This window comes from Phenylobacterium haematophilum (genome assembly GCF_014196295.1).
Taxonomy (GTDB): Bacteria; Pseudomonadota; Alphaproteobacteria; order Caulobacterales; family Caulobacteraceae; genus Phenylobacterium; species Phenylobacterium haematophilum.
This window is the reverse complement of the sequence record NZ_JACIDK010000006.1, coordinates 100749-114860: the sequence shown is the minus strand read 5'-3', so window position 1 is coordinate 114860 and position 14112 is coordinate 100749. Positions and strand designations below refer to the sequence as shown.

General features: G+C 67.3%; 10 protein-coding genes. 3 read left to right on the top strand and 7 right to left on the bottom strand.

Going from position 1 to position 14112, the window contains the following annotated elements:
- Nucleotides 1-9: 9 nt before the first annotated feature.
- A complete protein-coding gene (locus GGQ61_RS18015; RefSeq protein ID WP_183775880.1) occupies nt 10-660 on the top strand; it encodes a DsbA family protein in 651 nt (216 codons plus the stop codon).
- 306 nt (nt 661-966) lie between these two features.
- Here the strand turns inward: GGQ61_RS18015 and GGQ61_RS18010 are convergent, their stop codons facing one another.
- The gene (locus tag GGQ61_RS18010) at nt 967-1779 is read right to left on the bottom strand and encodes a transporter (protein ID WP_183775878.1); all 813 of its coding nucleotides are present in this window, start codon (nt 1777-1779) and stop codon (nt 967-969) included.
- Between the two features lie 239 nt (nt 1780-2018).
- Between GGQ61_RS18010 and GGQ61_RS18005 the strand changes: the two genes are divergently transcribed.
- Nucleotides 2019-3125, top strand: a complete 1107-nt coding sequence (locus tag GGQ61_RS18005) for an aspartyl protease family protein (protein ID WP_183775876.1) — start codon at nt 2019-2021, stop codon at nt 3123-3125.
- 59 nt (nt 3126-3184) lie between these two features.
- Here GGQ61_RS18005 and GGQ61_RS18000 read toward each other — a convergent pair whose 3' ends face one another.
- From GGQ61_RS18000 to GGQ61_RS17990, 3 genes are all read right to left on the bottom strand, one after another.
- A complete protein-coding gene (locus GGQ61_RS18000; RefSeq protein WP_183775875.1) occupies nt 3185-3751 on the bottom strand; it encodes an MAPEG family protein in 567 nt (188 codons plus the stop codon).
- Nucleotides 3748-5961 carry a class I SAM-dependent methyltransferase gene (locus GGQ61_RS17995; protein ID WP_246371058.1) on the bottom strand — a complete coding sequence of 738 codons (2214 nt, stop codon included), beginning with the start codon at nt 5959-5961 and terminating at the stop codon, nt 3748-3750. The genes GGQ61_RS18000 and GGQ61_RS17995 overlap by 4 nt, the downstream gene beginning before the upstream one ends.
- Nucleotides 5962-6030: 69 nt before the next feature.
- Complete coding sequence (locus GGQ61_RS17990) at nt 6031-6903, bottom strand: cation efflux transmembrane domain-containing protein (RefSeq protein WP_183775873.1); 873 nt, start codon at nt 6901-6903, stop codon at nt 6031-6033.
- A gap of 161 nt (nt 6904-7064) precedes the next feature.
- Here GGQ61_RS17990 and GGQ61_RS17985 point away from each other — a divergent pair, with 161 nt between their 5' ends.
- Complete coding sequence (locus GGQ61_RS17985; protein ID WP_183775872.1) at nt 7065-9002, top strand: cytochrome c/FTR1 family iron permease; 1938 nt, start codon at nt 7065-7067, stop codon at nt 9000-9002.
- A gap of 139 nt (nt 9003-9141) precedes the next feature.
- On the opposite strand, the gene GGQ61_RS17980 is transcribed toward GGQ61_RS17985, so the two are convergent.
- The 3 genes from GGQ61_RS17980 to GGQ61_RS17970 form a co-directional block, all read right to left on the bottom strand.
- A complete protein-coding gene (locus GGQ61_RS17980; protein WP_183775871.1) occupies nt 9142-10407 on the bottom strand; it encodes a sodium:proton exchanger in 1266 nt (421 codons plus the stop codon).
- 40 nt (nt 10408-10447) lie between these two features.
- Entirely contained in the window at nt 10448-10786 is a 339-nt protein-coding gene (locus tag GGQ61_RS17975) for a DUF190 domain-containing protein (protein ID WP_183775870.1), read from the bottom strand.
- Nucleotides 10787-10852: 66 nt separating this feature from the next.
- The gene (locus GGQ61_RS17970) at nt 10853-14101 is read right to left on the bottom strand and encodes an efflux RND transporter permease subunit (RefSeq protein ID WP_183775869.1); all 3249 of its coding nucleotides are present in this window, start codon (nt 14099-14101) and stop codon (nt 10853-10855) included.
- Nucleotides 14102-14112: the final 11 nt, after the last annotated feature.

Below are 14112 nucleotides of genomic sequence, written 5' to 3'. Positions count from 1 at the left end.
CCTCGACAGTTGGATCGGCGCGCGTGGCTGGGCCTCGGCGCTGCCGGCCTGCTGGGATGGGGTGTGTCGGCGTGGCTGCGGGGGCGCGGGGCGCCGCCGCAACGGCTCGGCGACACGCCCTTCTTTCGCCAAGTGGTCGACGACCCCGGCTCACCTCGGATCGGACCGCCGATGGCGAGCGTAACCGTCGTGATCTTCACCGACTATCAGTGTCCGATCTGTCGTCGCACGGACGCCGCCCTCGGCCAGCTGGTGGCGCAAGATCCGCAGGTCGCCGTCATCTACAAGGATTGGCCGATCCTCGGAGAGGCCTCCCGGGCCGCCGCACAGGTCGCCTTGGCCGCCGCGCGGCAGGGACGCTATGCCGAGGTCCATGGCGCCCTGATGGCGAGCCGGGGCGCGTTGTCGGCGGATCGGATCCGTGACGCCGGCGCGTCGGCCGGCGTCGACTGGTCGCGCCTTCAGGCGGATCGGGCCCGTGACGCCGCGCAGATCGAGGCGCAGCTCGACCGCCACGCGCTTCAGGCCTTTGCGCTGGGCCTCGAGGGGACGCCGGCCTACCTCGTGGGCCCGCGGCTCGTCCGCGGCGGGCTGGATGATGGCGCCTTGCGGCGGTTGGTGAAGGGCGCTCGTGCCGACCGGCCACGGCGACGTGGATAAGCGTGCGGCGGGCTTCGATGCCGGGGCCAGGCCGAGCTTCGTTGTCTTCCCTCCGACACCACTTGTGGCCCAGACGCTGTCGCGGGCGATCCGGTCATTCAAGGAGGCGGAGAAACTTGCGCGTCTCGGCGTACTCAGCTCGGCTGACCCTCTTGTCATGTGAAACGGCGACTGCCCGAACGGCCCGCCACGGCGTTCAGCGCGCTTTATGCTACCTGGGACCAAGGTGCTCGGCCAAGCCCTCGTGGGCGCGACGACTAAGTCCCGCGGGTGGACAATGAGGCTGCACGTTGTGCAGATGCGCGCTCAGAACCGCTTGCTGATCCCTGCCGCGACGACGGGATGCGGCGGCGTCGAGCCGGTCGCGCCCGTGCCAACGCTGGCGTCCAGCTGGATGTCGTGCCCGATGATGTAGGCGACGCCGGCGTCGTAGATCACCGACGTGCGTCCACCTTTGGTCTCCGGCGACTGCACGCCGGTATCGACGAAGAAGTTCAGGATCGGGCTCGGGTTGTAGTTGAGGGTCGTGGCGAAGAGCCCGGCCTCATAGGTGCGGCCGGCGCTCTCGTAGACCGCCACGCCGATGTTCGGGTTCAGGGACCACTTCGGCGCGATGTCCCAGTCCGCAGCCAGGCGCAGGTCGGCGGTGGTGTGGCTGGTCTTGAACGGGCCGGAACCGGACGGCGCGAAGATCCGCAGGATCACGCCTAGCGAGGGCTGCGACGGGCCAGCAGTGTCCTGGAAGTGATACTTCACGCCGAGGGAGATGGGGTCGACGCCTTCACTCTTCATCACGCCGGAGGTGGGATCGCTCACCCGGTCCCAGATGTAGGCGCCTGTGGTCTCGACCCGCAGTTCCCAGTCCTTACTCAGCCCCAGGCGAACCAAGGTCGGCAGGAGAAGGGTGCGGTCCGACACCCCGCCGGTGCGCCGAAACTCTTTCTGCACGCCGGTCTCGATCTGAACGTGACCAGGTCCCACGACATTGCTGCCATCGGCGATGCCCGGCCGATCGGGATTGATGTAGTCTTCGGCCGCGGCGGCCTGGGCAGTGATCGGAGCCGACAAGGCCAAGCCGAGTCCCAGCGCCGCAGCACAACCTGAATATGTCCACGTCATGGTCGCCCCTCATCCCGGGCCCACGCGACTCAGCGCGATCGCGAATTCACCGGCTCGGCTAAAGTCCTACGATCATTCTCAAGGGCCACAAGCCGGTTAGGGCCATGCTAACGGGCGCCAGGAGCCGACGACCGGGAGCACCATCCATGCGCAGCCGAAGAAGTTCTCGTCGTCGCATGCTGCACGGCGTAGGCGCGCTGGCCCTGCTGTGGGGCGGGGCAGCCTTAGGAGGCAGAGCGATGAGCGTACCGGCCGCCCCGAAATCCGACGATCCTTGGACGCCGCTGCTCGCCGATCCGGACGCGGTGATCGTGACGGGAACGGTGCTCGGCGAGCGCGTGCGCGTCCTGGTCGACACCGGCTCGGCCGCGACGATGGTCGACGCGGCCCTTGCTCAGCGCCTTGGTCTGAAGCCTGTGGAGAGTCGTAGTGTCCGCGGTGATGTTGGCTCGGTCACACTCGGCGCGGGCGGCGCTCTCACGTTCGATATCGGCGGCGTGAAGCTGGCCACCGACCGCTACTTCGTGATGGACTTCAGGCCGATCTTCGGCGCGGACAGCGGCGCCCCCCATCTCATCCTCGGCGTCGATGCGCTGAAGGAAAATGTGCTGGATATTGATTTCCCCGCCCGGCGCCTGGCGATCTGGCCGCGGTCGGGCTTCCAGCCTGGCAAGGACTCCGAACGGTTCGCGGTCGCGCGGAGCGCGCGCGGGCAGCTCTTCATTCCGATCGTGCTCGAAGGGAAGGCGCCGGTCGACGCCGCCCTCGATCTGGGCAGCTCCAACCCGCTGACCGTCTCGCCAGCCCTGGCGGAGGCGCTGGGCCTGTTGAACGGTCGCAGGGTCTCGTCTGCCGCCACGGGTGGCGTCGACGGCATCTCGATCAGCCGCACCATCTCCGTGTCGACGCTGCGCCTCGGGCAGGACCAGCTGAACGACGTCCCCTGCGAGGTTCTGGCGAAGACCGACGCCACCTTGGCGCCGGCCAAACTGGGCCTGCCGGTCCTCGAGCGCTACGGGTTCGCGTTGGATGTGGCGGGCGGAGCGCTCTGGCTGCGGCCGGCGCCACGCCTGTTGGCCGCGCCCTTTCAACGCGACCTTTCAGGCCTGGGGCTTGCCCTCGAAGCCGATCGCCTTCGGGTGGTCCACGTCGCTCTGGGCGGCCCGGCCGCCCTGGCCGGTTGGCGCGAGGGCGAGAGCATCGTCGCCGTGAACGGCGTGCCGATCGGACCGGACTACGGGACGGGAGGGTTGGCGCGGTGGCGCTACGGGCCGGCAGGCGGGAAGGCTGTGCTGTCGCTGTCGGACGGATCTGCGCGCACGCTGGTGCTGCAACGCTATTATTGAGACGCGCGATCGAGGACCGCTGACCCACGGGCGAGGTCGCCTCCACACTTCAAACTGGATCAGCGCAGCAGATTCGCACCGATGTCGACGATGGCCCAGCCGTAGGCGCCTATGGTGGGCAGCGTTGTGGTGGCGATTCCAAAGGCGCGGCCGCCGGCGCCGTGGGGATAGCCGCGAAGGAACGTAATCCGCCCGACGCTGACGAGGACGACGGCTCCAACGATGTAGGCCAGCGCGGCTTCACCCCTGGTCGTGGCGAGCGCCAACATGCCCAGGGCGGCCACGAAGGCCTGCTCAAGGGTGTTCTGCAGGAACGCGGCGGGAACCGCCAGGCGTGCGCTTGGCCGGCTGAAGGCGGAGCCGGCGTTGTCAGCGGCCGACGCGAACCGCACGTTCGCCACCCTGCGCACGGCCAGCAGGACCCAGAGGCCGAGCACCAGGTTGGCCCGCAAGCCAAAGGCCATGCGTTCGGCCGGGGACGCCGGGAATTCGAAGAGTCGCGGGAGGCCGAGGCTCGCCAGCGCAAGCGTCGGGACGCAGAAGATGAACGCGAGGGCGGCTTGCCGGCGGACCGCTCGCTGCTCCTTCGCCAGGTCGACCGGCGGGGGTGGGAGGTCTCGCGTCATCCGACCATCTTGTTCAGACGCGCCCATAGCCGGTAGGTGTCGCCGAAGATCTCGGGATGCCGCACCTCGTGGCGATGAAGTCGTTGGAGATCGCGCATGGCGCCGGATTGCCGGTTATCGGCACGGTATCGGGTGCGATCCGCCGCATGGCCGAACTGCACGCCGAGGAACTCCAAGCCGGCAGCGTCCAACAGGTCGCCAATCTGAGGCAGCGTGAATCGATGCTCCTCAACGTGGAAGAGGAGGTCGCGGCAGTCTGATAGCGTCCAGAAATCCGACGCCGGGCTCACCACGTCTTGCAACTGCGCGGGCGCGCCGGCGAGCATCAGTTCGCGCCGAAGGGCGCGGATCCCCTCCGTCGTGTCCGCGTACTGTTTTTGGGCGATGTGGCGTCGCGCCTCGACAACAGCGCGCCGACCGATCTCGCTGTAGAGCCCGAGGAAGAGGAAGCCCTGCGGCTTCAGCAGCCCAGAGAGCACCTTAAGACCTCTCGCTGGCTCGGCCATATGGTGGATGACGCCAAAGCTGTCGATCAGATCGAACCGCTCGTCCAGCGCAGTGAGATCCAGAATGTCCGCCTGCAGGTGCTGGACGTCGAGGCCGTATTCTCGGCTCTTGCGCATGGCGTAGCCGAGGCTGGCGCCGCTCAGGTCAATCGCCACGATCGATGCGTCACGATAGGCGCCCGCCACCCGCAGTGTTTCCAGCCCCGTGCCGCAGCCCGCGATGAGCACGCGGGGCGCGTGAGCCTCGGGAATCTCTCGCGCGGAGAGCTCAGGCAACGCACTTTGAACGGCCTCTCGGAACGGCAGCGGCGCGCCCAGGCTGCAGCGCGTCCAGCGCGGATAGGGGTTTTGCTCGTACTGCTGCTGCACGGCGAGGGAGGTGGCGTCGACCGCGGGCTTCAGCAGCGGCAAGCTAGACCGAAGACGGCCCTCCTCCGCAGGCTCGATCAGCTGTTCGCGCAAGAGGTCGGCCAAGGCGGGCTGATTGAGACTACGGAGCCGCGCCGCGAGCGGGGTGGAAGTGAGCGGGCGGTACGCCGCCACGACGGCGATCCTGGCGGCCACGCCCGCCCCGCCCTCAAACTCGTCGTGATCCAGCTGGGCGATCAGGGTATCCACGGAGCCCTGCTCTTCAGCGTTGGCGAAGAATACGTATTCGTTGAGGAACGCCTGCCGCGCGATCGCGACGACAAGGTCAAGCTCCTCCTCCAGGCTCGCCGGTTCGTCGTGGGCGGCCGTCAACAGGTCGACCCGAAGTTGCACGAGCAGAAGCTCGATCGCTGCGTCCGGGATCGGCGCCGCGGCGAGGAGCGTCCGGAACAGAGGATCCTGGACCAGCTGCGAGGCGGCGTTCGCCCGTTGATCGAGCGTCCGCCCCAGCGCTCGCGGCGCGGCGCCGATCGCGTCCAGGAGGGCGTTAATGCCCTCGTCCTGGCGTAAGACGGCTATGGCTGCGGTCGCCAGATTCCGAGGGTTTATGTCCTCCCGGTCGAAGAGGCGATGCAGGATTCCGCGGAATGCGGCGGTGGTGGGCGCGACCCGGGTATCGCGTAGCGCGCTGGCTAGTCGCCGCCAGCTCTCGTCGTCCTCTTGTGCGGTCTCCACGGCCTGCGCGAGGGCGTTAAGGGCCGGGAGCCCCTGCCCGAGCTGCAGCAAGGCGACACCGAGGTTGGTGAGAAGGGTCGGCCTTATGGGATGGCCGACGGGCGCATTTGCGCAGCCGACCTGGAAGTGTGTTGCTGCGGAGCCGAGATCTCCCCGCTGCAGCAGCAAGAGCCCGTACCCGTTGAGGGCGCTGAGCTGGGCCGGAGCTTGGCGCAATGCAGCTTGGTAGCTGCGCTCCGCGTCAGCCCCCTGCCCCATGATCCGGAAGATATCGCCCGCAGCGGCGTGAGCTTCTGCAAAGTCCGGTTTCAACGCCGCCGCGCGCTGGAAGAACTTCGCCGCTCTCGGATAGGCTTGAAGGCGCCTGTGCGCCTCTCCCAGATTGAACTGGATGAACGGATTGCGAGGCTGGCCGGCGGCGGCGCGTTCAAACCATGTCACGGCGCCCTCGGCCCGGCCTGTGTTCATGGCCACGGTTCCGAGGACATTCAGAGCCGACGAATCGGCTGGCCTGACGGCGAGCACGCGTTCGGCGTGAAGCTGCGCCTGGTCCCACTGGCCGCCGTTCACAAGCGCGACCGCGCGCTGCAGGTCCGCCATAACCTGGGGCGGTGGCGCGGCGGCTGGCGGGCGGCGCAGCAGAGGTGGCGGCGGCCGTCTCATAAGCTGCTACGCCGGGCTCAGCGCGTGCGCCTCGCGCAGGTCGGCGCGGGCGTCGCGGACGATCGACCAGGCTGACTGCAGGAAGAGCCCGCCAATGATCACCGCCACCACGAGGTCCGGCCAGGCCGTCTTGGTCCAGAAGACCAGGCCCGCGGCCACGACGACCGCCAAGTTGCCGAGGGCGTCATTGCGCGAGAAGAGCCAGACGGCTCGGACGTTGGCGTCGCCTTTCCGGTGTGGAATCAGGATCAGAGCAGCAGTGACGTTGGCCACCAGCGCCACGACGCCGAAGGCCCCCATGAGCTCGGCTTCAGGTTGGTTCAGGACCAGGACGCGGTAGCCGGTGTTCAAGAGTACGCCAAGACCGAGCGCGGCCAGGAAGTAGCCCTGGATCAGGGCGGACTTGGCCCGCCACGCAAGGGACCATCCAATCGCCAGCAGCCCCAGCAAGCTGATCAACCCGTCGCCCACGAAGTCCAAGGCGTCGGCCTTCAGGGCTTGAGACCGCGCGACGAAGCCAGCGACGATTTCCACCAGGCCGTAGCCGACATTGATCAGGACCACGGCCCAGAGCGCGCGCCGGTACGACGGCGTGACGTGGCTGGGGTCCTTCGTGATCGCGCGCTCGTCGTCGTTCGCAACAGCCTCTTCCCGATCCAGCTGGTAGCCCAGCTCATTTACGGTGGCCTCGATCACGGGCGTTCGCCGTTCGGCCTTGTCGACCTTCAGCGTCATCATCGACGAGGCGATCGAGACCCGCGCCGCCTCCACGCCAGGAAGTTTCGTCACCGCGAACTGGATCTTCTCGGCGCAGCTCGAGCAATCCATTCCGGTGACGCGGTAGCGCAGCGTCTCGGCGACGGCCGGCGTGTTCGGCATGCGAAATCCTCCTCTAAGCGATGAGCCTACTTGCTCTAGCGGCTAGAGGATCAAGCCATTGCGAACCCGTGAGATGCGAAAGTTGCGCCCTTGATCCTCTAGTGGCTTGAGCATGTATTCTGCTACTGAGATCCATTCTCAGTCGCAGTCAGGACGTTTCGATGCCGGCGCTCGCCCGCCTTTTCCTTGCGGCCGCCCTCTTGGTGGTCGCCCAGCTCCCCGTGACCGCAATGTCCCAGGAGGCCGCCTCCCCGGCCGCGGTCGCCTGGCGGCTTCTCGACTACATTGCCGTGGACTACCCTGGGGCGGTCTCAGGCGGGCGCATCGTCAGTGATGCGGAGTACGCCGAGATGCGCGAATTCTCCGCATCCGTGCGCAGCCGCATCGACGCCCTGCCCGCCGGCCCAGCCAAGTCCCAGCTCCTCGCCGAATCCACCGCGCTTGTCGCCGCCGTGGACCGGCGCGCCGAGCCCAAGACCGTGGCGCTGCAGGCCCGGAGCCTCGGGAGCGACCTCCTCAAAGCCTACCCCGTGCCCCTCGCGCCCCGCCAGGCGCCGGACCTTGCGCGTGGCGCCGCGCTCTACACCGAGCAATGTGCGGCTTGCCACGGCGCCAGCGGCCGTGGCGATGGCCCCAACGCCAAGGATTTGAACCCGCGGCCCGTCGCGTTCACGGATGTGGCCAGGGCCAAGGAACGTAGCCTGTTCGGGCTCTACCAGGTGATTGGTCAAGGGCTCGACGGTACGGCCATGCCAAGCTTTGCCCATCTGTCGTCTGACGACCGCTGGGCCCTGGCGTTCCATGTCGGAAGCTTCGCCTATCCGCAGGGCGACGCGCGCGCCGGCGGAGAGCTATGGCGCAATCGCCCGGAACTGCGCGCCGACGTTGCGGACCTGCAAGCGCTGGTGCAGACCACACCCGCCGCGTTCGCCTCGCGTGTCGGCGAGCCGCAGGCCAGTCAGCTCGTCGCTTATCTAAGACGGAACCCGGACGTCATCGCAACGAAGTCGGCGGGCGGGCTGGATGTGGCGCGTCGCAAGCTCGCCGAGAGCCTGACGGCCTACCAGGCCGGCGACCGAAAGCGCGCGGAAGAGCTCGCCCTCTCTGCCTATCTCGATGGGTTCGAGCCGGTCGAGCCGATGCTTCGCGCCCGCGACGGTGGCCTCATGGCGAAGGTCGAGGCCGGCATGGGTCAGCTGCGCGCGAGCATCAGCCGAGGCGCTCCAGCGACCGAAGTTGCGACGCAGGTCCGTACCTTGGAGACTTTGTTCGACCAGGCGGCGAAGGCGCTTGCCCCCGATCAAACCAGCGCAGCTTCGACCTTCCTGGGCGCGTTCACGATCCTCCTGCGGGAAGGCGTCGAAGCGTTGCTCATCGTCATCGCGATGATCGCGTTCTTGCGGAAGGCCGAACGCCACGACGTGCTGCCGTATGTTCATGCGGGGTGGGCGTCGGCCCTGGCGGGTGGGGGCCTGACCTGGGCGGCGGCGACTTACCTGATCTCCATCAGCGGGGCCAGCCGCGAGCTTACTGAAGGCGTGGGCTCACTGGTCTCGGCCGTGGTGCTGATCTCGGTTGGGGTTTGGATGCATGGCAAGGCGCAGGCTGGCGCCTGGCAGGCCTACATCCGAGACAAGCTTTCGGCCGCGCTTTCGAAGCGCTCGGCGTGGTTCTTGTTCCTGTTAGCGTTCATCGTCGTCTACCGGGAGGTCTTTGAGACGATCCTCTTCTACGCTGCACTCTGGAGCCAAGGCGGACAGGTCGCGATGGTTTCCGGCGCCGCGCTGGCGGTGGCTTGCCTCGGCGTGATCGCCTGGGCGCTCTTGAGCTACAGCAAGCGCCTGCCGATCGCGCAGTTCTTCTCCTACAGCTCCCTGCTGATCGCCACCCTCGCCGTGGTGCTCGCCGGCAAGGGCGTTGCTGGGCTGCAGGAGGCGGGTTGGCTCGATGTGAGACCGCTCCCGGCGCTGCCCAGGATCGAGGTGCTCGGCATCTTCCCGACGTGGGAGGGGCTGGTCGCTCAGCTGGTGACGCTGACCGTTGTGGTGATTGGGTTCTGGACCGCGGGACGCCGCGCCGAAGGACAGGCGAACGCTTAGGGCAGGTTGGCGTCCAACTCCTCGAGCCAAAATCGAGCTTGAGTCAGCCATACCGCCAGGATCACGATTGCTCTGGTGGCCAGCAGAGATTGGCCAACGGGCGTCGCCGGGCTTTGCGTCGCCACACCGCGATCAAGGTCTATTCGCCCCTCCTGGCCTGCCCCGGCGCGGCTTCCAGGCCGCGATGAGATCGTAAGAGGCCATCGCGGAGGATGGTCGCGAGCTGTCGTCCATTGAAGGGGATGAGGACCGCCGCCAAGCCCAAGTAGATCCAGGTCAGGGTGGTGAGGCTGTTGATCGTCGCCGCCTCGTCCTCGCGGAAATGGAAAGCCAGTCCGACCTGCACGGCGAAGAGTGCGAACAATAGGCCGGCCGCCAGAAGCGAGAGTCGAAGGCGCATCAGCAGCATGATGGCGAACAGCGACTGCGCGGCCGTCAGCAGGAATTCCTCCTTCTGCCGCGCGTCCAATGGCAGGCCGACCAAGCCCCCCGCGCCGAGGCTCATGGCGAGGGGCAGCATGCCGACCAAGAGGGTCCACTGGTTGATCTTGTCGCTGATCATGGCGGTCAGCCCGCTCACTGCCCGACCGGCCAGGACGAAGAGGATCGCGATTGTCACCGCGGGCGCCTCGCTGGCGAGCGGCGCAAGCCACTGGATGAGGAGGAACTCGTCGATGCCGAGGATCCGGCCCGAGCTTACCATGGCTTCGGCGAACGGCTCGGCCGAGGCCGCGATCACGACAAAGGCGATCAGAGTGAGCCCGCCCATCCAGGCCCACTGCGCGGCAGGTCGAAGCGCGTTCAGCGCCGCCGCAGGACCCGGCTCCTCGTCTTCGTCGTCGTCCCCGCCGGCTTTTGGCAATTGGCTGACGCGGTAGAGATAGCCCGCGAAGATCACGAACAGCACGGCGAAGTCGAGGGGTGCAATGGCGCCTTTCAGGAGGATGATGAAGGCATAGAGGCTGCCCAGCAAAAGGAAGGCGATCTCGACGGCGTTGACCGGCGAGAGTTCGACCGCCCGATTGCGCGTCCGCAGCCAGTGAAGCCCCACCATCAGGGGCCAGGCCAGCCCCACCAGGAGGCGATTGGCGCCGGTCATATTGGCGGCGGCGTAGTGGACGTAGTTCGACTGCGGCGCCTGGCCGGCGCGAAAAGCGTAATAGAGATCCACCGCGTATTCCGGCAGCACGGTGACAAGGGCGACCAAGGCGACGATGAGGCCTTGGGAAATGTGCTTTTCAGCGGCTTCCGCGCCCCAGGACAGCATGAAGCCCGCGGCCAGAACCGCAACACCGAACAGAAGCGCGTCCGTCACCGGGTCGGGTCGCCAGCCGGTCAGCCGGAGGCCCATCGCCGGCGCGACCGCAAGCAGGGTCATCAATACGAGCAGCACGAACCGGCGCATTCCGCCCTCCAGTTGCCGCGCGGCGCGCGCGGCGGCGTGGTCAGCTTGTCTGGTTCCCGTAGCGGACCACCTCGACCTTCTCGAAAGTGATCAGACCGATGTCGTGGAACTCGCCGAGGGTGTCGACGAAGGCGCGAAGCGGCGCGTCGTCGTCGACGATTTCGATCACCACGGGCATGTTGTCATCGAGCCGAAACGGCCGGTGCGTGTGCAGCCGGGTGGAGTGGCCGTAGCCCAAGCTGCCGCGCAAGACCGTGGCTCCGGCGAGCTGCGCCTCGCGGGCTCGCTTAACGATGACCGCCGCGAGCGCCTCGGCGCCGTGGAGCGCGTCCTCGTCTGTGTAGATCCTCAGCAGGACCGCCGAACCAGGCGCAACCATTAGACCGCTCCTGGCCAGGTGGATTGGAGATCAAGGTTCATATTCAGCTCCATGGTCTGGTTCGGCTCACTCACCGACGGGCGCGTCCGCAGCCTTGGGGGGAAAGGCCGAGGTTTCCCGGTTGCGGCGTTCGCCGACCGTCAGGAGCAGCTTGCTGATGGCCGGCAGCACGAGGAGGGTGACCGCGGTGGCGGTGATCAAGCCGCCGATGACGACCATGGCGAGCGGCTTTTGCACCTCCGCCCCCGTACCGTGCGCGAGGGCCATCGGGATGAAGCCGATCGCCGGCACCAAACCGGTCATCAACACGGGCCGCACCCGTTCCATCCCACCCTCATAGATGGCCTCGACGACACTCCTGCCCTCATCCAGTCGCTGGCGGATGCTCGTCATCACCACGAGGCCGTTCAGGACCGCGACGCCGGCAAGGACGATGAAGCCGACGGCCGCGGAGATCGAGAAGGTGATCCCCGTGAGGGCCAGGGCGAAGACTCCGCCCGACAGCCCCAGCGGAATGGCCGCAAAGACCGCCAGGGCGGGCCAGAAGCCGCCGAGCGCCAAGAACAGGATCAGGAAGATCGCCATGAAGCAAAGCGGCACGACGACAGAGAGCCGCGCCGTCGCGGCCTTGAGGTTTTCATATTGCCCGCCCCAGACCATCCAGGAGCCGGGCGGGAGCGGGATGGCCGCCACCTTGTCGCGCGCCTCGGTCACGAATGAGCCGACGTCGCGGCCGCGGACGTTGGCCTGGATGACAACGCGCCGCTTGCCGTCTTCGCGGCTGATCTGATTCAGGCCGTCCGTGAACCGGAACTCCACGAGTTGACGCAGCGGGACCGACTGGCGCGCCTGCCCTTCACCGCCCGGGAGCATGACGGGCATCGCCCCGAGCGCCTCGACGTCGTTGCGTTCGGCCGTGGGCACCCGCACGACGATGTCGAAGCGCCGGTCGCCTTCAAACACATTGCCGGCCTCGCGGCCGCCAAGCGCGCTGGCCAGGGTATCGGCCACCTCCTCCACCGTCAGGCCGTAGCCCGCGATGGCGGCACGGTCGAACCGGACGTCGAGCGTTGGCGCGCCCGAGGTCTGTTCCACCCGAACGCCTGAGGCGCCGGGAACGGATCCGACCGCGGCGCCGATCTTGGCCGCTGCGGCGCTCATCTTCTCCAGATCATCCCCGTAGAGCTTGATGGCGACATCGCCACGCACCCCGGCCACCAACTCGTTGAAGCGCATCTGGATCGGCTGGGTGACCTCGAAGTTATTGCCGAGCAGGAGTTCCCCCTTGCCGAGGATGCGCTCGACGACCTGTGCCTTCGTATGCACGCCCTTCGGCCAGTCCTTCTGCGGTTTCAGGATCACGAAGCCGTCGGACTGGTTGGGCGGCATGGGGTCGGCGGCCATTTCCGCGGTGCCGGTCTTGGAGAACATCATCTCCACCTCCGGCAAGCCCGTGACGGCGCGCTCGACATGCAGCTGCATATCGCGCGACTGCTCCATCGCCGTGGAGGGAATCCGCAGCGAGCCCAGGAGGACGTTCTTTTCGTCGAGGGTGGGAATGAATTCCTGGCCGATGGTCGTGAAGATCCCCGCTGCCACGACGAAGACCGCCAGGCCACCGCCGATGAAGGGCCACGGCCGCGCGAGCGCGCGGCGCAGGACAGGCTCGTAGCGAACCTTGACCACCTGGACCGCCCTGACCTCTTTCTCCGCCACCTTGCCGCGCATGAGGATGGCGACCATGGCCGGGACAAAGGTCAGCGAAAGGATGAAGGCCGCCGCCAGCGCCAGCATGATGGTGACCGCCATCGGATAGAAGGTCTTCCCTTCCACGCCGGTGAACGTCAGCAGAGGTGTGAACACCAGGAAGATGATCGCCTGTCCGTAGATCGTCGGCCGGATCATCTCCTGTGTTGCGTGGAGCACCGTCTCCAGGCGTTCCGGCAGGTTGAGCAGACGACCCTGGTGGTGCTGCTTTTGGGCAAGCCGCAGCAGGCAGTTCTCGATGATGATTACCGTGCCGTCGACGATGAGGCCGAAGTCGAGGGCCCCGAGGCTCATCAGATTGCCGGGGACCTTCAGCCCGTTCATCCCGATGGCCATCATCAGGAAGGAGAACGGAATCACCAGCACCGCGATCAGGGCCGCGCGGACGTTGCCAAGCAGCAGAAAGAGTGTCGCGGCGACGAGCAGAGCGCCCTCGGTCAGATTGCGCTCGACCGTGCCGATCGTGGCGTTCACCAGGGCGGAGCGGTCGAGAAGCGTGTGTACGACCACGCTGGGCGGTAGCGAGGCCTTCACCTGCTCCAGCTTCTCGCCCGTCGCCTTGGCCACCGTGCGGCTGTTCTCGCCGATCAGCATGAGCGAGGTGCCGACCACGATCTCCTGACCATTCTTGCTGGCCGCCCCTGTCCGCAGCTCCCCGCCGATGCGGACGGCCGCCACGTCCTTGACATGGACCGGCACGCCACCCCGGGTGGCGATCACCGCCGCGGCGATCTCGTCGAGCCGCCACACCCGCGCGTCCGCGCGGACTAGGTAGGCCTCGCCCGCACGCTGGATGAAATTGGCGCCGACGGAGAGATTGGCCGCTTCGAGCGCCTTGCCGAGGTCGGCATAGGAGACGCCATAGGCCGCCAGCTTCGCGGGGTCGGGTTCGACCAGGTACTGCTTCTCGTAGCCGCCGATCGAGTCCACACCCGCCACGCCTTTGACGGTGCGCAGCTGGGGCCGGATGATCCAATCCTGAACCGTCCGCAGGTAGGCCGCTTGGGAGATGGGGTCAGCCAAGCGCTCGCCTTCCGGCGTCAGATAGGTGCCGTCGGTCTGCCATCCCGGCGCCCCGTCGCGAATCCGAGCCCCAGACCCGGGGCGGACGAACTCGACCGAGTACATGAAGATTTCGCCCAGACCGGTGGAGACTGGCCCCACCTGGGGCTGCACGCCTGCCGGGAGCGAGGCGCTGGCCTGGGCCAGCCGCTCTGCGACCTGCTGACGGGCGAAATAGAGGTCGGTGCGGTCGGTGAAGACCGCCGTCACCTGCGAGAACCCGTTGCGCGAGAGGGAGCGGGTGGTCTCGAGACCTGGGATGCCGGCGAGCGCGGTCTCAATCGGAAAGGTGACCCGCTTTTCGATCTCAACGGGCGAGAGCGACGGCTCGACCGTGTTGATCTGGACCTGCTTGTTGGTGACGTCCGGCACCGCGTCGACCGGCAGCTGCGTGAGCTGCCACAGGCCCAGAGCGGCGATGATCAAGGTGAGGGTGACGACGTACCAGCGTCCCCTCACCGCGAGGGAAATGAGGCGGGCGATCATGCTGCTGTTCC